General features: G+C 44.7%; 17 protein-coding genes. 7 read left to right on the top strand and 10 right to left on the bottom strand.

Going from position 1 to position 19,953, the window contains the following annotated elements:
* Positions 1-29: 29 nt before the first annotated feature.
* Positions 30-3,395 carry a SusC/RagA family TonB-linked outer membrane protein gene (locus KIT51_02250; protein UYN87120.1) on the bottom strand — a complete coding sequence of 1,122 codons (3,366 nt, stop codon included), beginning with the start codon at positions 3,393-3,395 and terminating at the stop codon, positions 30-32.
* A gap of 274 nt (positions 3,396-3,669) precedes the next feature.
* On the opposite strand from KIT51_02250, the gene KIT51_02245 reads away from it, so the two are divergent.
* Together KIT51_02245 and KIT51_02240 are read left to right on the top strand one after the other, a co-directional pair.
* The gene (locus KIT51_02245) at positions 3,670-4,062 is read left to right on the top strand and encodes a helix-turn-helix transcriptional regulator (GenBank protein ID UYN87119.1); all 393 of its coding nucleotides are present in this window, start codon (positions 3,670-3,672) and stop codon (positions 4,060-4,062) included.
* On the top strand, positions 4,050-4,274 hold the full coding sequence (locus KIT51_02240; GenBank protein UYN87118.1) for a cupin domain-containing protein: 225 nt from the start codon (positions 4,050-4,052) through the stop codon (positions 4,272-4,274). Before KIT51_02245 ends, KIT51_02240 begins: the two co-directional genes overlap by 13 nt.
* A 3-nt stretch (positions 4,275-4,277) precedes the next feature.
* Here the strand turns inward: KIT51_02240 and KIT51_02235 are convergent, their stop codons facing one another.
* A complete protein-coding gene (locus tag KIT51_02235; GenBank protein UYN87117.1) occupies positions 4,278-5,408 on the bottom strand; it encodes a TIGR03364 family FAD-dependent oxidoreductase in 1,131 nt (376 codons plus the stop codon).
* Between the two features lie 132 nt (positions 5,409-5,540).
* Between KIT51_02235 and KIT51_02230 the strand changes: the two genes are divergently transcribed.
* A complete protein-coding gene (locus tag KIT51_02230) occupies positions 5,541-6,383 on the top strand; it encodes a histidinol-phosphatase (protein UYN87116.1) in 843 nt (280 codons plus the stop codon).
* 16 nt (positions 6,384-6,399) lie between these two features.
* A complete protein-coding gene (locus KIT51_02225) occupies positions 6,400-7,710 on the top strand; it encodes a hypothetical protein (protein UYN88473.1) in 1,311 nt (436 codons plus the stop codon).
* Here KIT51_02225 and KIT51_02220 read toward each other — a convergent pair.
* On the bottom strand, positions 7,667-8,191 hold the full coding sequence (locus KIT51_02220) for a hypothetical protein (GenBank protein ID UYN87115.1): 525 nt from the start codon (positions 8,189-8,191) through the stop codon (positions 7,667-7,669). The two genes, KIT51_02225 and KIT51_02220, sit on opposite strands and share 44 nt — an antisense overlap.
* A 114-nt stretch (positions 8,192-8,305) precedes the next feature.
* Positions 8,306-8,992: an HAD hydrolase-like protein gene (locus tag KIT51_02215; protein ID UYN87114.1), complete on the bottom strand. Its 687-nt coding sequence runs from the start codon at positions 8,990-8,992 to the stop codon at positions 8,306-8,308.
* A gap of 141 nt (positions 8,993-9,133) precedes the next feature.
* On the opposite strand from KIT51_02215, the gene KIT51_02210 reads away from it, so the two are divergent.
* Positions 9,134-9,715, top strand: a complete 582-nt coding sequence (locus tag KIT51_02210; GenBank protein UYN87113.1) for an HD domain-containing protein — start codon at positions 9,134-9,136, stop codon at positions 9,713-9,715.
* Between the two features lie 28 nt (positions 9,716-9,743).
* Positions 9,744-10,046, top strand: coding sequence for a DUF4286 family protein (locus tag KIT51_02205; GenBank protein UYN87112.1), 303 nt, complete (start codon positions 9,744-9,746; stop codon positions 10,044-10,046).
* Between the two features lie 5 nt (positions 10,047-10,051).
* On the opposite strand, the gene KIT51_02200 is transcribed toward KIT51_02205, so the two are convergent.
* Positions 10,052-10,540, bottom strand: coding sequence for a GNAT family N-acetyltransferase (locus KIT51_02200; GenBank protein UYN87111.1), 489 nt, complete (start codon positions 10,538-10,540; stop codon positions 10,052-10,054).
* Positions 10,541-10,597: 57 nt separating this feature from the next.
* A complete protein-coding gene (locus tag KIT51_02195) occupies positions 10,598-12,742 on the bottom strand; it encodes a S9 family peptidase (GenBank protein ID UYN87110.1) in 2,145 nt (714 codons plus the stop codon).
* Between the two features lie 96 nt (positions 12,743-12,838).
* Here KIT51_02195 and KIT51_02190 point away from each other — a divergent pair, with 96 nt between their 5' ends.
* Positions 12,839-13,627: a tryptophan-rich sensory protein gene (locus KIT51_02190; GenBank protein ID UYN87109.1), complete on the top strand. Its 789-nt coding sequence runs from the start codon at positions 12,839-12,841 to the stop codon at positions 13,625-13,627.
* Positions 13,628-13,629: 2 nt separating this feature from the next.
* Here KIT51_02190 and KIT51_02185 read toward each other — a convergent pair whose 3' ends face one another.
* From KIT51_02185 to KIT51_02170, 4 genes are all read right to left on the bottom strand, one after another.
* Positions 13,630-15,063 (bottom strand): efflux transporter outer membrane subunit, encoded by a 1,434-nt coding sequence (locus KIT51_02185; GenBank protein UYN87108.1) that lies wholly within the window; start codon positions 15,061-15,063, stop codon positions 13,630-13,632.
* A complete protein-coding gene (locus tag KIT51_02180; protein UYN87107.1) occupies positions 15,053-18,298 on the bottom strand; it encodes an efflux RND transporter permease subunit in 3,246 nt (1,081 codons plus the stop codon). Before KIT51_02180 ends, KIT51_02185 begins: the two co-directional genes overlap by 11 nt.
* 19 nt (positions 18,299-18,317) lie before the next feature.
* Positions 18,318-19,406, bottom strand: coding sequence for an efflux RND transporter periplasmic adaptor subunit (locus KIT51_02175; protein UYN87106.1), 1,089 nt, complete (start codon positions 19,404-19,406; stop codon positions 18,318-18,320).
* A gap of 131 nt (positions 19,407-19,537) precedes the next feature.
* Positions 19,538-19,891, bottom strand: coding sequence for a hypothetical protein (locus KIT51_02170; GenBank protein UYN87105.1), 354 nt, complete (start codon positions 19,889-19,891; stop codon positions 19,538-19,540).
* Between the last annotated feature and the right edge of the window lie 62 nt (positions 19,892-19,953).

The raw sequence follows: 19,953 nt of genomic DNA, 5'->3' as shown, positions 1-19,953 counted from the left end.
TCATGTTGATCGTAAGTAAATGTTGAGGTTTAGAATCTTAAACCAATATTAAACCCATAGCTGCGCGATGACGGTATGGACATAAACTCTATACCGGGCAAAGCAGTACCACCCGTGTATGACATCACTTCCGGATCGATATGCGGAACTTTGGTCCATAATGCCAGGTTCCTTCCCACCAAAGCAACCGAAACACTCCGGAAAGGAAGTTTACCAAATACCTTATCCGGTATAGTATACCCGATTTGAACTTCACGGAGTTTTACGAATGAAGCATCATACACTACGCCCTCGGCAATCCTGCGGCCACCGGTCCATGCGGTGTGCCACTGGCGGGGCAACACCCGTATATCGTTTACGCGGAATGTTCCATCCTGATTTTGCACAACGCCCTGGCCTACTACATAAGTGCCTGCAGGTGCATTTAACAATTGAGGATCGGCCTGAACAGAAGCCTGGGGATAATACCCATTTTCCCTTCCTTCAAGTGTTTCGATAATAATACCACCTTCACGGCCAACGGTTTGTGTTTCGGAATAAACGGTTCCTCCCTGGCGCACATCAAACAGGAAGCTTAAGCGTACATTTTTATACGAAAGGGTGTTGTTGATACCTGCCAACCAATCCGGATTATAGTTGCCCAGCTTAATACGATCAGTTGTTGCAATGGGCCTGCCTTGGCTGTTGAATACCATTTGACCGGTGAATTGCCCGGTGGCATCATAGTAGGGTTTTGTCGGGTCAGCACTCTGCACACGGGCAAAGCCTATTCCATACATATCGCCCATGCGCTCGCCAACACGTGCCTCAATGGTAACCCTGCGGTTGGCCATAACGAAGTTATCGAGGCCGTCAGAAAGTGAAACAACTTTACTGCGGTTAGCCGACCAGTTGATGTCGAGATTCCATTGGAAACCGTTGTTGAGTTTTACCGGGATGGTATTCAGCATTACTTCCACACCATAGTTTTTGATCTCACCGGCATTGATGGAGCGGCTATTGTAGCCAGAAGTTATCGATAAAGGGATATTCAGGATCTGGTTACGGGTAAGCGATTGATAGTAGGTTAAATCCAAACCAATCCGTCTGTTAAAAAACATCAGGTCAATACCCGCCTCATAAGCCGTGCTGATTTCAGGTTTTAAACTAAAATTGGCCAGACGGTCCGTTTCGCCATACACCTGGCTGTTGCCAAACGGGTCGCTGGGATTAAATGACTGGGTGAACGTAAAGGCATCGGTATCATTACCTACTTGTGCAACACTGGTGCGAAGCTTGGCAAAAGAAATTACTTGCGGGAGCTCGATCATATCGGAAAGCACCGCACTCAAAGCAGCTGATGAATAGAAATAGGCGTTATCTTCAGAACCTATACCGGCATCTTTAATGGCCTGGGGCAACGTAAGTGCACTGGACCAATCGTTACGTGCCGTTAAGTCAAGGAATAAAATGTTTTTATACCCTACCTGCGCTGTTCCATACAAACTATTGATGCGCTTGGCCACATCGGTTTGTGCCGTTTGTAACGGGGCACGGAAATTTGTGAGGTTGTAAATGCCCGGAAGATTTAATTGCGGGGCATTCACTTCCAGAAATTCTGACTTTTGGCGCAATTGATTTCCACCAACCGAGGCCGTGAGGGTAAACAAGGACTGAACAATTTCCTTATTGAAGGTTAACAGAAAATCAGAGTTACGCTCTTCGGTAACAATTTTTGCTTCACGGTACTGGCCAAACGGAAAACGCTGTGTGCTAAAAGCCCTTCTGTATTGCCTGCGCTCGCTGGAATAGTCGGTAGCCGTGCGCAATTGAAGGCTTAACCATGAGGTGAAATCATATTTAACAGACATGTTGCCAACAATACGGTCGTAGTATTGGCCATTGGTGTTTTCATATACCGTGAAAAAGGGATTATCGTGGTAGTTGTAGTTCCAACCGAATTGTCTCCTCCCTTGCAATCCTGGCATCCAGTAATTCTTCAGGTCCTCCATGCTCACAGAGCGGGGCAACCAGCAATTGAACAAGTACATGATATTTTCAGTACCGTAGCTAATGGAAGGACGGTTGTCACTCTCGCTCTCGATGTAACTCACAAAAGCGCGTGCCGAAAACTTATCGGTTAAGTTATAACCACCGCTAAGCGAAACGGTATTCCTGCGAAGGTCGGTATTGGGCACCGTACCGGTTTGGTCAACACCGGTATAGGACAAGCGAAAGTCACCGTTTTTGTTGCTGCCCACCAGGGCCACATTGTTGGTAATGGTGCGGCCGGTTTGGAAGAAGTTCTTTACCCCATCCTTATCGTTCAACCAGGGCGTTGGTGTAATTACACTTCCTGCCGGTGCATTCAAATCGCCACCACGGAAGGGAATAGGCTGACCATTTAAAGAACGGGGCGAATTAAACTGCGGATAATTTTGACCTGTAAAGGCAGGGCCCCAGCTTTCATCTGTACCATCGGTTAGTCCTCCACCTGCACCGTTAACAAAGGCAAAATCACCACCGTTACCATTTCCCTGGCCGTATACATTTTGATATTCCGGTAAGCGCAAAACACTTTCAAATGTTGTGTTTGAGTTTATCTCTACTCCAATCCCTTTGCTTCCCCTGCCCGATTTTGTGGTGATCACGATTACACCGTTAGCTGCACGCGAACCGTAAAGGGCGGTGGCCGCGCCACCTTTCAAAACGGTGAGTGTTTCAATATCGTCAGGGTTGATGAAACTGGCACCGTTGCCAAAGTCAACCTCAAGATTTCCTCTTCCTGATGCACCCGTTATACCGTTGCTGATCGGTACGCCATCAATTACATAGAGCGGCTGGTTCTTATTCAAATCAACGGAACGCTCACCACGAATGGTTACCCGCGCTGAACCACCAATACCGGATGGGCTGCCTACAACCGTAACTCCGGCAATTTTCCCTGCCAGTTGGTTAACCATATTGGTTTCACGTGCCATAGTCAGGCTCTCGCCCGAAACCGACTGCAGGGCATAGCCGACAGCCTTCTTATCCTTTTCTACACCCAGGGCCGTTACCACCACTTCTGAAAGTTGACGGGCATCGGTGGCCAAAACAACATTTACATTAGATCGGCCATCCACACTAACTTCCTGTGTGATAAATCCCACAAATGAAAAGACCAGCGTGGACGAAGGTGATGGAATGGTCAAGGCATATTCCCCGTTTACATCGGTGATGGTTCCTTGCGAACTACCTTTCACCAGAATATTTACACCGGGCATGCCCGCTCCGTCTTCACCGGAGGTAACACGGCCGGAAACAACGTTCTGCGCCATGGCAGATGTTACGATTACCAGCAATAAGGGTATTAGTAATCCCCGTATCACTTGGGTTGCTAAAGAATTCTTGTTCCTTAGTAGAGTTTTTTTCATAAAGTTTTTTGGTTTAGTGTAATCCTTCGATAAAGGATTGACCTTTATCAAATCGTTGCATCAAAGGTTGACAAAGCACTTGACGTGGAGTTTAGTACGCAGTTACCACTGCATTAATCTTTGTGTTGCAAAATGAAAAATCAGTTAATGAATCAGGTTTACTTTAATGAAACTGCATTGATTGTCAAGCAACAAGAATGAATAGGGCTTAACCTTGTTTTAACACAGCAAACGGACAATTTAACGACCTTGTTGAGGAATCGATCCTTTTGGTATGTTTACAAGGAGTAAACGATTTATTTCCATGATCGACAATGAAGTGGTATCGCGCATTGCACAGAAGATACGGGCAACACGCCTCGAGAAAAACCTGACTATTCAACAACTCGCCAACCGAACCAAGGTAAGCAAAGGGTTGCTCTCCAAAATTGAAAACTCCCGCACGCTGCCCTCACTCCCGGTGTTCATTACCTTAATTCAATCACTGGATATTTCATTGAAAGAATTTTTCAGTGAAATGGTATTGCTGAATGGAAAAGATTACCTCGTTGTCAAAAAAGTCAATACAAAACGGTGGAGCGCGAAGGACGCGAAGGGTTCGATTACCAGCATATTCTTTCACAGAATATTTCAACCTGCACCCTGGAGGCCGTATTGCTTACCGTAAAACCGGGTGCAAAAGGCAGGCCTACTACTTCCGATGGCTATGAGTTCAAATACCTGATATCCGGTCGTTGCGACTATCAGATCAATAATGAAAAAATTACGCTGGAAGAAGGTGACTCATTATATTTTGATGCCTCCGTTCCGCATTTGCCCATTAATACATCGGGCGAAAAAGCAGTTATGCTGGTGGTTTATTTCCTCATGCCGAAGTAATCTTTATAGTGTGCTCATCACCCGCTCGGCCAAACCAAAGCTTAAGGTCATGCCCGCACCGCCTAGCCCGTTAATAATCATTACGTTGGGTTCAGGTTCAAGAACAAGGCTTATGTCGCCTTGCAATTTGGGGTAAACCCCATGCCAGCGCTCGGTTATGCTTAAGCTGCCAAGTTTTGTAAAAGATGACAGATAGCCCAAGATTATTTCATTCACATCTTCGCGATCGAAGGGTTCAACGGTTCGGTTGTAATGGTGCGAATCACCAATAATCAACTCCCCGAGGTGGTTTTGGGCCAGCAACACATGAATGCCATGCTCTTTATACATTATGGATTCCCGATCGTACCGAAGGTCAACCTCTTTTAAGGATTTACATTTTGCAAAAGCACTATAGTGCCGTAACGTAAGCCCGGCACATAACGTGGGGCCAATCTGCACCGGACGATCAGGTACAGCCTTCATCATTTGCAATTTACATTTTGTGATAAGCTGCCGGTCGTAAACCTCCGGATATAAGGTTTCAAAGTCGGCACCGCTGCAAATAAATACTTTATCAACATGCCAGGTTTCGCGTGCCGTTACGATATGCGGAAGCGATACCTCCACAACGGCATGGCCGTATTTAATAATGAGTCCATATTTCTCCACCAGCCATTCCGGGATCCTGCGAATAGACTCACGTGAATAAACCGTTCCTTCGGTTGCGCTCCACAACCCGGCTTTCAGATTTTTTGAGTTGACCACCGGTGATTTTTCCAATACTTGTTGTGGGGTAAGCAGCGCGCATTGAAAAGCTGTGTCTTTATATATATCCATAAACTCTTCAAGCACGGCCACTTCATCATCATGGTAAACAACATGCATTGATCCGTTGGGGTTTAACCAAAAGCCGGCTTGCGATGAAACGTCCAGCCAATGCTGGCGTGAGCGCAAAGCCATCTCCAAACCAAGACCCGGCTCCTGCCCGATAGGCCACACCAAGCCAAAGTTGCGCACCGAAGCACCCACAGCAAACTGGTCGCGCTCGAATAACACTACACGATAGCCCTTTTTCAATGCCATGTAAGCATGGGCAAGGCCTGCAATGCCCGCGCCTACAATAGCGATATCAGCAACACGATCTGAACTCATAGATGATTAAATACTTTTAGTAAAGGTTATAAAATGCATTGACTGTTATACGTGTGCCTGTTACTTTTTTGTTAAGGATGTGTGAAAGGCTTTACTGCTGAAATTTTATGACGAAACTTGGAACTATTAAGTATGTTATCAAATTTTCATACGCACACAACCTATTGCGATGGTAAAGACCGTGCACAAACTTATGTTGAACGAGCGGAAACCTTAGGTCTTTCAAGCCTTGGAATATCATCGCATGCGCCATTGCCTTTTGAATGTAAATGGTGCATGGAGGCTTCACGACTACCCGCGTATTTAAAGGAGCTTAACGAATTAAGGTCTCAATTAAAAGAGCTTGAACTCTACATCGGCCTGGAGGTAGATTACATTCCTGCCATTACAGGCCCAACCACATTCAGTAAACAACTCGATTACACCATCGGCTCCATTCATTTTGTCGATAGGTTGCCAAGCCATAAGCCCTGGGAGATTGATGGGACTTTTGAAATGTTTAACGATGGCCTCTCAACACTATTCAACAACAACATTCAGGATGCAGTAACACGCTACTTCGAACTAACGCGCGATATGATCCGCAAGGATTGTCCAACAATTGTCGGGCATCTTGATAAAATCAAAATACATAATAAACACCAAACACTGTTCGATGAATCGGACAGTTGGTACCGGCAGCAGGTTATGCAAACACTATATGAGGTTGCCCGGTACGGAGCATTTCTGGAAGTGAATACACGAGGCATCTACCAGGGGAAAACCGTGGAGCCCTATCCGGGTTGGTGGGCATTAACGTATGCGCACAGCAAAAAAATCCCCATAGTCATTAATTCCGATGCCCACCATCCTGATCAACTTATACGTGAGTTCTTGCCGGTAATCCAGGCATTGGCTAAAATAGGGTATCGCGAAAGCATGGCATTGTTACAAGGCCGTTGGCAAGCCTTTACGTTTACGAGCTATGCAACCTGAACTGCACGAACATGCCATTACAAAGTGGTTGCGTCAGGCACACCCGGTGTGGTTTACGCTTTACGCATCGTTGGCAGCCTTCTTGTTGTACACGTGTGTTTACATCTTCCGAAAAACATTTTCCGTAGCCACATTCGATGGGCATGCCTATTGGGGAATCAGTTATAAAGTCTGGCTGGTTACGTTTCAGGTTGTTGGTTACTCACTTTCAAAATTCATTGGAATAAAAGTGGTGAGTGAACTAAAAACAAATGCGCGCACAAAAGGAATATTGGGCATGGTGGCCATGGCGGGTGTTTCGTGGTTACTGTTTGCCCTTACGCCTGCCCCTTACAACCTGGTTTTCCTGTTCACCAACGGTTTGCCCTTGGGCATGGTGTGGGGCATGATTTTCAGTTTCCTGGAAGGCAGGCGCATGACAGAAGTATTGGGCGCAGCACTTTCGGTGAGTTTTATTTTTTCATCCGGCTTCTGCCGCACTACGGGTGCCTACCTGATGCGGGATTTAAATGTGCCGGAATTATGGATGCCTTTTGTTGCCTGTGCCCTCTTTACTCTTCCGTTACTGATATTTTTGTTTCTGTTGGATAAAATTCCCCCACCATCATTATTGGATGAATCCCTTCGTGCAAAGCGGGAACCTATGAATTTGCAAGAGCGAAAAATGTTTACGCTCACTTTTTTACCGGGCATCATATTTTTTGTGCTCAGCTACATGCTCTTAACAGCCCTGCGCGATTTTCGGGATAATTTTTCGGCCGAACTTTGGGGAGCGTTAGGCTATAGCGGCAATCCGGCCATTTTTACACAAACCGAAATCCCTATTTCACTCGCTGTGCTTTTTGTTATGGGCAGCATTATGCTCATTCGCAATAATGCGCTTGCACTCATGGTCAATCATTTCATTATCCTAACCGGTATGGCCTTGATTGGCTTTAGCACCTACTTGTTTGAGCTTGCTGTTATTGATCCCTTTACCTGGATGGTTTTGATTGGGCTTGGGCTTTACCTTGGCTATGTTCCCTTTAACAGTATTTTCTTTGATCGGCTACTGGCTACTTTTAAATATACCGGCACGGTAGGGTTTATTATGTACGTGTCCGACTCTTTCGGATACCTGGCCAGTGTTGGAATACTTTTTTTTAAAGAATTTGGATACGCCAGGTTAAGCTGGCTCAGCTTTTTTATTTCAGGTGGCTATTATATTTCCATTGTTGGTAGTTTACTGATTGGTGGATCGCTCCTTTATTTTCATTTCAAGTACAAACGCACGGAAGCTAAACCTACTTTCGGGAAAGCACCCCTGCAGGAATTTCAAGCGAGTTAAAATACTGAATAATGCGGATGGCATCGGCAAGCTGGTAAGGATCAAACCTTTTGGCGCGAACGTAAACCGATAGCCGGTGGCCCGATAAATCATCCAGGTGAGTAAACATGGTGCCCCCAAATTTTTTTAGCTCAACCAACTCATCATTTTTCATGGAGTAGTACATGTACTCGTCATCATTCGGTGGTACTGAATGATATGTATTAAGCCTGCGCAATACCCTCACCGTTCCGGTTACAACAACCTCGTACAGGTAAGTAGTTCTTGCTGCGCTCTGCTGATCCAGTGAGATAAAACGCCTGTTGATATTACTGGCAACATCATAATAATTGACTGCCTTTACTTTGAAGGCCGGCAACACGGTTACATTCAATGAATCGCGATGTCGAAATAAAACAACATCATGAACTTGTTCCACATTTAGCTTACCCGCCAAAACCTGATTGTCATGCAAAACGATTACACCTTCATGCCACTGCAAACCCGCGGACAAAGATTGAGCACTGTTGAATAGGAGTAAACAAAACAAAAAATGCTTCACTTCATGTTAACGATGGTTAACATGAATATAACATTACGGTAATATTAATGCAAACTAGTGGAGCACAATTGCCGGCAATTCGGAAATTCGTTCGATCAGGTGCGTAGGTCTTTCCAGTTTGAGTTGTTCATGTGTAAATGCGCCCGTAGTAACTCCAATCACATACTTGCATCCGGCCGAAAGGCCTTCCTGAATATCGGAAGCGGTATCACCTACTTTAGCCACCTGCTGAACATCCTTCACATCGGTCAATTCCATGGCACGGAAAATCATATCGGGGTAGGGCCGGCCACGCTCCACTTCATCGCTGGTAACGCTGCCATCAATTAAATTATTCTCTAACCAGCCTAAACGTTCAAGCAAAGGATCGGTAATCTGCCGATCGAACCCGGTATCCACCACAATCTTTAGTTTACTTTCTTTCAACTTTCTAAATGTCTCACTTACGCCATCCTTTTCGCCAACTGAAGTATCGTGTTTGTAAAACGAAATCATTCGCGTTACAAAAGCTGTATGAATTTCGTCAATCCACTCTTCGGTTATGGCCTTGTTACCTGTGTAACGCTGTTCCAACAACTGCCTGATGGCTACAGGTTTGGGAATACCCATTACCGCATTGGCATCTTCAAGGCTAATACTAACATGGTGCTCTGCCAATGTTTGCCGAAGAACTTTGTGAATGTCTTTATCGTCCTTCACGGTTGTGCCGGCCAAATCGAAAACTACTAAAGCAATACTCATCTCCATTTTTTTAATAAAAGTAAAATCCTGTAAACCAAAATCACTATCTGCCACATGAAATAACCTTCATGTTTATACGATGGAGAATTAACCGAAACGTAATATGCGCAGCCTATCTTTAGTGTTACATACATTTGCTATATGGATACGATTAAAGAACGCGTTGAAAAAGTATTCTCTCTTTATGAACAGTTTGGTTCTGCCGATTACATTGGCGAACCGGTTTCACAAATGGAACATATGTCGCAGGCAGCTCAATTAGCCATCAACGAAGGGTTTGATGATGAAGTGGTGCTGGCTGCCTTCTTCCACGATATCGGGCATCTTTGTGTTGAAGTAACATCCGAAAATGACATGAATGGCTATGGCATAAAGTCGCACGAAAAAATCGGGGCCGATTTTTTGCGCGAGCTTGGTTTTCCTGAACGGGTAGCCCGGCTTGTCGAAAACCATGTGCAAGCCAAGCGTTACCTCACGTATAAATACCCTTCATACTATGAGGCCCTGAGCGAGGCCAGTAAACAAACGCTGGCACTTCAGGGCGGTGTGATGACGGCTAAAGAGGCTGAGCAGTTTCAACGCGATCCGTATTTTGACCTGAGTTTGCTGTTGCGCAAATGGGATGAACTGGCGAAAGAAACCAACCTGCCCGTTATTGATTTAAGTGAAATGCGCAGAAAAGCAGAGGCCGTACTTACCGGAATAAAAATCAGTACATTTTAAGTCTTGCTGTTGCTGCCTATCTTTGGGCATGTACCTGTATAACGTAACCGTAGGCATCGACAAAGATGTAGAGCAAGAATGGCTGGCCTGGATGAAGCATGAGCATATTCCTGATGTGCTTGCTACCAATATGTTTATCGGCCATAAGTTTTACAAAGTATTGCACGATAATGAAGATGGATCTGTTTCGTACAGCATCCAATATTTTGCCGACTCGTTGGATAAAGTAGTGCATTACCTTGAGCACCTTGCCCCGGCTCTGATCGAAAAACACAAACAGAAATATGGCAACAAGCATGTTGCCTTCAGGACATTGCTGGAAGAGGTTTGATTAGATCATGTCGCTGAAATTAATTTCTTAATATCTTCACGCTCCAAACTGCAGTTTATCCATTCACCATCCAGCTTCGCACGATAATATTTCTTATAAAAATTAATGGCCGGTTCGTTCCATTCCAGTACCTGCCACATCATACCGGAGCAACCTTCATCCAGGGCATGTTGCATGGTTCTGTCAAACAGTAATTTACCGATGCCTTTGCCGCGCTCTTGTTCTGTTACCACAATATCTTCCAGGTAAAGTCGCTTGCCCTTCCACGTGGAGTAGCGCCAATAAAAAATGGAAATACCCACAACTCCGCTTTCATTTTCGGCTACAAATAAACCATAGATTGGCGTTGGGCCGAAACCGTCCCGCTCCATTTGCTCAACGGTATTAATCACTTCGTGTGGCGCCTTCTCATACAATGCTAGTTCTTTGATTAGCTCAAGTACACGGGGCAGGTCGGCCTTAGCGCCCTTTCTTATAGAAACAACTGATGTCATAAATACAAAGGGCTATCATAATGATAGCCCTTGAAGTTATATAAAAATATCTATTGACTACATATCGCCCTTTGCCAACGGTGGTATGATGCCCATGTTATACCAGGCAAAGGCATATTGATCGGCTGTAACATCCAGGGCCTTGGAAAGGTTTGATGAACCGTGTCCGGACTTTACATCAACCCGTATAAGCACCGGATTATTTCCGGCATGATGCTCCTGCAGGGTTGCGGCAAATTTGAACGAGTGCGCAGGCACAACCCGATCATCATGATCGGCCGTGGTTACCATAGTGGCAGGATAAGAGGTGCCCGGTTTAAGCGCATGTACAGGAGAATAAGTTTTTAAATACTCAAACATTTCCTTTGAATCATCGGCTGTGCCGTAATCATAAGCCCAGGCTGCCCCTACGGTAAACTTGTGATAGCGCAGCATATCCATTACTCCGACAGCCGGAAAAGCAACCTTGGCCAGGTCGGGACGCTGTGTCATGGTTGCTCCTACCAACAAACCACCATTTGAGCCTCCGGCAATGGCAAGTTTTTCACTTGATGTGTACTTCTCTGCAATGAGGTACTCACCTGCTGCTATAAAGTCATCAAAAACATTTTGTTTGTTCATTTTGGTTCCGGCAATATGCCATTGCTCACCATACTCTCCCCCGCCCCGCAGGTTGGGCTGAGCAAACACGCCTCCGTTCTCCAGCCAAACAATTCTGGAGGCGCTGAATGAGGGCGTTAAACTGATATTAAACCCACCATAAGCATATAACCATGTAGCATTTTTTCCATCCAGCGGAATTCCCTTCTTATGAACAATAAACATCGGAATCTTTGTGCCGTCCTTACTTTCATAAAAAACCTGCCTCGTCTCATAGTCATCCGGGTTAAACGCAACATCAGGCCGTTGATATTCGGTTGATTTTCCGGAAGCAATGTCGTATTTGAAAATAGTGGGCGGATAGATAAAAGAAGTGAACGAATAATAGACATCCTTATCCTCCCACCGGCCACCGAAACCTCCGGCAGAACCTATACCCGGTAATTCCACTTCACGCTCAAGCTTACCTTTATTACTAAATTGTTTGATCTGTGACTTTGCATCCTTCAGGTAACTCACAAAAAGCTTACGACCGGCAGCACTAACATTCTGCATGGCGTCATCAACCTCAGCAATGATATCTTTCCAGTTCTCAGGTTTCGGATCTTTGGCTTCCACTTCAACAATGCGGCCATTGGGTGCATTGAGGTTGGTTCGGATAATCAGGCGCGTACCATCATTGTCTACCACGCTGTGATTGTTGTCGAAATTGGTAACAGCCGGCACAAAAGTTCCTTTGGCATTGTTTAAGTCCCGTATGTATAATTCATTACCTGTAGTGCTAATGGAAGTTGTAAGGATGAGGAAGCGTTCATCTTCCGTCAGGTATGCACCAGCCCTGCGTTGCGGCCTTTGTGCACCACCATCGTACACCACCTGATCGGATGATTGCGGTGTGTTCAGTTTATGAAAGCAAACTTTGTTGAAATTAACTTTTGAAAACAGTTGGTTTCCTTTGGGATTATCATAGCGCGAATAATAGAATCCGTCATTTCCTTTCCAGGAAATACCTGTGAATTTTAAATCGTAAAGTGTATCGCCAATAATGGTCTTATCAATGGCATTCATGGTTACTGCTTTTCGCCAATCAGAACCGCCCTCCTGAATTAAAATAGTAAGCAAGGAACCATCTTTACTAAAAAACATTCCGGCCAAACTGGTTGTACCATCTTTCGAAAATGTATTGGGGTCAAGAAAAACTTCCTCTGCTCCATCTTCCCCCTTCTTTCGGTATTGAACGTTGTGGTTTTGCAAGCCACTGTTTTTTGAATAATAATAGTATTCACCATACTTCACCGGTGAACTGATCCTCTCGTAATTCTGCAGTTCATCCAGGCGTTTTCGTACGGCATCGCGAAATGAAATATTTTTCAGGTACCCAAACGTAACTTCATTCTGCGCAGCAACCCATTCGGCTGTGACCCTAGCCGTATCGTTCTCCAGCCAACGGTATGGGTCGGGAACTTTTGTTCCAAAATAAACATCAACCGTATCCACTTTTTTTGTTACCGGATAAATCAGGCTCGTCTGCTGATCCTTTTGTTGGGAACAGGATATCGCCAACACAATCAAGACGATAAAAAGAAAAACATGTTGTTTCATGGTTTTAAATTTTTATGCCAAGTTAACAGCAAGACATGACCACTCCCTATTATATTTGATAAAAGGCATCAGGCTTGATTTTTCCCAAAATTTTCCATGAAAAACAGTATGTCAACCGTGCTTGCAGCCTTGGCCAATACGCTTGCATTGGCTGGTGTTTTGGCTGTTAATGGATTGGCCAATATCCTCCCCATTAATGGATTGAATACAGGTCAGGTCTCTGCCTCATACCCAAGTTTGTTTACCCCTGCAGGCATAACTTTTTCTATCTGGAGTATTATCTACCTGCTGCTGATCGGGTTTGTTGTGCTGCAATGGTTCCGGCTGAATGATGTACTAATTTCAACCGTATACAGGCGCATTACACCGTTATTTATCATCTCGAGCATTTTCAACATGGCCTGGATCATTGTGTGGCATTACCTGTATGTGTGGACATCGGTACTTATCATGATACTTTTATTGATCACATTAACTATACTTTTTATGAGGCTGCAGCAGGAAAAGTTCAGCTCAACTGCAGAGCGTGTGTTCATCAGTTTACCCTTTACGATCTACTTTGCCTGGATCTGTGTGGCCACCATTGCCAATATTTCTGCTGCACTTATTTCATTGAAATCATCGTCCTATGTTTTCAGTTCGGAAACATGGACAATAATTGTAATGATCGTTGCTCTTCTGCTTGCCTTCTACATTACCCTGCGCTTTAAAAAGCCCGCCTTTGCCGCAGTAGTTACCTGGGCATTGGCGGGAATTTATATGCGTTCGTTCGCTGAAGACAATGAATTAATTACCTCAGTCGCTTTACTGCTGGCAGTACTTTGTGGTCTATTGTTCTTCTATTCAGGGATCAGGAATTTAAGAACATTCACATCCACCCGGTAAATCTATTGCCAGCCTCCACCTAACGATTTATAGATTCCAATTCTGGCAGCAATCTGTTTTCGTTTAATCTCAATTAATTCCATTCTCGACTCAAGCGCTTCGCGTTGTGTCAGCAATACTTCCAGGTAATCGGCCCGGGCTGACATAAAGAGATTATTTGAAATGGTTACTGATTGCGTGAGTATCTCAACTTCCCTACCTTTTGCATCCAATGAATTACTGTAGTTCTGAAGCCTGGACAGTTCGTTGGCTACTTCCAAATAAGCGTTAAGCACCGACCGCTCATATTGATAAATTTGCTTTACTTGTTTTGCATTTGCCGTATTGAATGTGGCCTGTATGGCATTTCTGTTCAGCACCGGAGCCATTAACCCACCGGCAAAATTATACAGCATCGATTCGGGTTTAATGAGATAGGTGGGTTTAAATGCTGCAAAGCCAAGACCTGCATCAACACCCAATGATGGATAAAACATGGCACGAGCCACTTTAACATCCAATTGTGCCGCAGCAAGTTCAAACTCCGCCTGCCGGATGTCAGGCCGGTTTTTCAATAACTGAGCCGGTATACCCACTTGAAGGGAGTCTACCCGTATATCCAAAAACTCGTTAGAATTTCTGCGTATGGCTTTCGGGAAAGATCCCGTTAGAAAATGAATCCGGTTTTCTGTTTCAACAATTCGCTGTCGAATTTCGTATTGAAGATTTTTAGTGTTGAGCAGTTGTGCTTCAAAACGGTTAACCGCCAGTTGCGTTACTTTAGCGGCAGCTTTTTGTTGCTCAACAATACTCAACGCATTGGTCTGGATGGCAATGTTCTGCTGAATAATATTCAGCAGATTATCCAACGCCATTAATTCATAGTATGTTTCAGCGATTTCCGCAACCATGTTAGTGACCATAAAATTCCGCGCCTCCATGGTAGCCAGGTATCGGTTAAGGGCAGCTTTTTTGGCATTGCGCAACTTTTTCCAAACGTCCAATTCCCAGGAAGCGGACAAGCCAAAGCCATACTGATGCAACGGTTCGGGAAAAGGAGTGCCTGGTTTTATCTCCAGTGATTCTTCAACAGCACCTCCCGGGGTGTAGCGGGCCGGTTTTTCAAGGCCTGCTTCAGCCTGAAAGCGAACAAAAGGAAGGTATTCACCCTTTCGTGCCTTCACTTCATTTTTACTCACCTCAATCTCCATTAACAGGATGTTAAGCTCCTGATTGTTTTTTAATGCCGTGTCAATCAGCGCAACAAGGTTAGGGTCAGCAAAGTAGGTTCGCCAGTTCAGGCGTGCTACTGTACCTGTATCCTTAGCCGCTGTCATAAACGTTTCAGGTACATTTTTATTTACGGTTTTACCGGCATAGTCGGGCGCTTTGCAACGCACAACCGACAAGAGTATCAAAACGAGTATGCAGCTCTTATCTATTATCTTAGTTTTCATTTTTGTTTCTTTTTCGATTTGCTGCTTTCAATAACAAACCAAGGTTTTGAATCTTTTTAATGAGTGAGGCCCGCGAACGGTTTTCCACCAACTCTTCGGTAAGCGGGTTTTCGTCCTCGTCTTGTATCAATCTTCTTCCTTCCGCCAATTTTCCGAACACATAATATAAGCCGGGTACAATCACCACTCCGAAAAGTGTTCCGAGCAACATACCTCCCAAAGCGGATGAACCGATAGTGCGATTACCAACTGCCCCTGCACCGGTTGCCCGCACCAATGGAATAAGGCCAGCAATAAATGCGAACGAAGTCATTAAGATGGGCCTGAATCGTACCTTAGCGCCTTCAATAGCTGCCGATAAAACCGTTGCTCCCTGGTGGTGTTTCTGAACGGCAAATTCAACAATTAACACAGCGTTTTTACCTAACAAACCAACCAGCATGATCAACCCTATCTGTGCATAAATGTCGTTGGCCAGGCCCATTACCTTGAGCAACAGAAACGAACCGAATACACCCGCTGGAAGTGACAGCACAACGGCTAACGGGATAATGAAACTTTCGTATTGCGATGCGAGCACGAGGTAAACGAATATTAACACAACAATAAAAATGTAAAGCGCCTCATTGCCCCGATGGGCCTCATCGTATGACAATCCTTCCCATGCAATGTCATAACCATTCGGCAGTGTTTGTGCGGCCACTTCTCTAATGGCATCAATGGCATCGCCAGTGGTGTAGCCGGGGGCGGGTACCCCCCGAATAGCCGATGATGTGTACAGGTTAAAGCGCGTAATCTCGTTAGGTCCTTGTGTTTTTCGCAGTTCAACAAACGATGAGTACGGAACCATTTCATCGCGGTTGTTTTTCACAAACAGGTTGAGGATATCAGAAGGCATCCTTCTATACTCAGGGCCGGATTGTGTATACACTTTAAAGAACGTATTGAACCGGGTAAAGCCTTGTTCGTACGTACTGCCAATTAAAATGTTCAGGTTTTCCATAGCCGTACCAATGGAAACTCCCTTTTGCATGGCTTTCTGATTGTCGATTAGTAATTCGTATTGCGGATAATTCGCTGCATAAAAAGTAAACAAGCCTGTGAGCTCTTTGCGCTTATGCAGTGCTTCCATAAACTCGGTATTGATTTTATCGAATTCATGATAATCTACGGTACTGTTCTTATCCAGCAGACGCAATGAAAAACCATCAGATGAACCATAACCCGGAACTGCAGGTGGTTCGAAGAATTCAATTACAGCGCCCAGGTTGTGGGTTTCTTCCTCCAGTTCTTCTATAATTTCCTTAACCGAATGTTCTCGGTGTTCCCAATCTTTTAAATTGATAAGACACGTGCCGGCATTAGAGCCACGCCCTTCGGTAAGAATCTCATATCCGGCCAACGATGTTACCGATTCAATATCTTCAATTTCCTCGGCAATCTTTTGAAGCTGCCGGCTCACATCATTGGTGCGCTCCAAGGTACTGCCGGGCGGTGTTTGAATGATGGCATATATCTGGCCTTGATCTTCGTTGGGAATAAAGCCGGACGGTAATGTTTTATTGATGCCAAAAATGCCAAGTGCAAATGCAGCCAGCATGCCAAACGTTACTACCCTGCGGCTTACAATCAACTTAAGAATACGGATATAAATGCCTGTTCCCTGATCAAACTTCCTGTTAAACCAATCAATAAAAAGATTTACAGGTGTTCTGCGCCTGCGTTTACCATGATTGTTTTTTAAAATCATGGCGCAGAGTACAGGGGTTAATGTAAGGGCAACCACACCCGATAAGATGATGGAACTGGCCATGGTAATTGAAAACTGTCGGTAGAAAACTCCTACCGGGCCCGTCATAAAAGCAATGGGCACAAACACGGCCGTCATAATGAGTGTAATGGCAATAACGGCACCACTGATTTCACCCAGCACCTTTTTAACGGCATTAAACGGAGAGAGATGTTCTTCTTCCATTTTAGCATGAACCGCTTCAACAACAACAATGGCATCATCTACCACAATACCAATGGCCAGCACCAAGGCAAAGAGCGTAATCAGGTTAATGGTAAGACCAAACATTTGCATAAACACAAAAGCCCCAATAAGCGAAACCGGAACGGCAATGATGGGAATAAGTGTTGATCGCCAGTCGCCTAGGAAAATAAATACTACCAACGCCACCAGCACAAAGGCTTCTGCCAGGGTGTGCATAACCTTATCAATGGATGCGTTTACGAATTTGGAAACATCGTAGTTGATTTCGTAATCCATACCCGGAGGGAAATCCTTTCGAAGTTCTTCCAGCTTTTCTTTGGTGCGGGCAATAACGGCACTGGCGTTCGTTCCAAAATTTTGCTTCAGTACGATAGAAGCCGAGGGATATCCATCTTTATTGGAATAGATATCAAAAAATTCACTGCCTAATTCTACTTCAGCAATGTCTTTTAATTTCAAAATTTCACCTTCCGGATTTGCCCGAACAATAATGTTCTCGTACTCTTCGGGTTTATTAAACCGGCCTTTATAGGTAAGGGTATACTCCAGCGACTGTGCGGTTTTGCCCGAGGCCTGGCCTAACCTTCCGGGCCTGCCGATAATGCTTTGCTCCTGCATGGCTTCCATTACCTCTTCGGTAGAAACATTGTACGCCCGCATCCGATCAGGCTTTAACCAAATACGCATGGCAAAAGTGCGGCTGCCCAGTATTTGTGCGCGCCCCATCCCGCTTACACGTTGCAGCTCAGGAATGATTCTTACGTTGGCATAGTTGTACAGGAATTTCTCATCCGCATTCTTATCGGTGCTGTACAGGTTAACGTACATCAACATGCTGGGTTGAATTGGTGTGATGATGATCCCTTCGCGTTGAACCAATGGCGGAAGATTATTCATAATGGCATCAACGCGGGTTTTAACATTCACCACCGCTGCGTTGGGATCAGTGCCCGGTTCAAAGATTATTTGAATGGTGGCTTCCCCTGCACTTGTCGCATCAGATGTCAGGTATTGCATGCCCTGTACACCATTGATGGCCCGCTCCAGCGGAATTAATGTTGACTCGACCAATACTTGCGCACTTGAGCCGGGGTAAGCAATAAAAATGTTTACACGTGGTGGGGCAATATCGGGAAACTGTGAAATGGGCCGCGTATTGATCGCCAGTATGCCTAAGAAAACAATCGCTATTGATAATGAAATAGCCAGGACCGGCCGTTGAATAAATTTACTAAACATGGGAATTGCCTTTAGGGAATTACTCAGCGCGAAGGTTATGCAACTCGGCCACTAATTTTTGAAGATCATGAAACTCATAGCTGATCTTCTGGCCATTTTTAACTTTTCGTAAACCTTCAACCAGAATCATATCGGTTTCCTGTAAGCCATCAACAACAGTATATAGGTGAGGCATCTCCGCTCCGATCCTGATTTCGCGCGAGCGGACTACACTATCGGCACCGGCAACAAAAACAAATTTTCTATCAAGCACTTCAAATGTTGCTTTTTGGGGAATGACCAAAACATCGTTGAGGTATATCGGCATCAAAATATTTCCGGTTTCTCCGCTACGCAAAAGTCCGTTCGGGTTTTTAAAGGTAGCCCTAAACGCAATGTTACCTGTTTCATTATTAAAGTCGGCTTCGATGGTTTCTACAATTCCTTCTTCTTGAAAAAATTTGTTATTGGCGAGTTGCAACTTTACCCGCAGTAGGCTATCGGATTTGGGTAGAGAAGCATACTCCAGGTACTCTGCCTCCGGCACATTGAAATAAACCCACATTTTGCTGTTGTCCGAAAGTGTGGTGAGCAACTCACCTTCATCAACCAGGCTACCCAGCCTCACATCATTAAAGCGACCCACAATTCCGTCAAATGGTGCGCGGATTTCCGTAAACCCTAAATGCGCTTGCGCCAATGTTAACTCTGCGCGTGCCTTTTCTAATTTAGCTTTAGCCAGTGCAAGCTCGTTCTTCGAAACAATATTGCTGTCGGCCAGTGCTTTTGTATTTAAGTATTCAATTTCGGCAAACGATACTTCTGCCTGTGCCTTCTGTGTCTCGGCCTGGTATATGACCGGCATAATTTGAAACAACCGTTGGCCTTTTTTTACCAGTTGCCCCTCATCTACATAAATGTTTTGCAGGTACCCGCGTTCAAGCGCACGCAGTTCGATGTGCTGGATGGCCCTTATCTGGCATACATATTCCTTAAATATGACAGTGTCCTTCTTGACTGATCGGGTAACGGTAAATTTAGGAGCTTCGTGCTCTTGATGATTATGATGACGACAACCTATCCAAAATAGTGAAGTTGACAGCAAACCGAGAATCCAAATTCTCTTCATTGAAATAATGTAAAAAGTTGAAATATTTTTTCTAATTGTAAAATGTGGCGTTAAACAAAAACAGGTTCAACTACGCCAGTGCCCTGATGCGAAAACACCAGAATCATCCCTAAGGAAGCAAGAAATAATAATCAAATCAGGAAAACGCAATGCAGCCGGAAAAGTGGCTGATGCTGAGCCGGGGAAATGGCCGGACAGATACAATAGATAGAATGATAGGTTTCAGAACGAAATGAACTCGAGACCGATATGTCTTCCAATTCAATGGCCTCAAATTTCAAACGTTCACCCTCTCCTTCGCTCTCAGTCTTCTCAAACAGCGAAGATGCACTAAGTGGCTTGGGAGCCTTCTTCACCGGAACAAACGTACCCGATAAATGCCCTCCATTGGTTAAGGGGGAAGCCATCACAGCGGGCACTGTAAATTGAATACAGATTACAACAAGTAACAGGCGTATCAGAAAAATGGCTTTACGTAGGGTCATATACGCATTAACCGCACAAAGGTCTGTGTTTTTTCAACAAAAATTCAATTGAATCCTTTTAA

This window comes from Cyclobacteriaceae bacterium, assembly GCA_025808415.1.
GTDB lineage: Bacteria > Bacteroidota > Bacteroidia > Cytophagales > Cyclobacteriaceae > UBA2336.
Note: the sequence above shows the minus strand (reverse complement) of the source record. Positions and strands in the feature narration are given on the sequence as shown.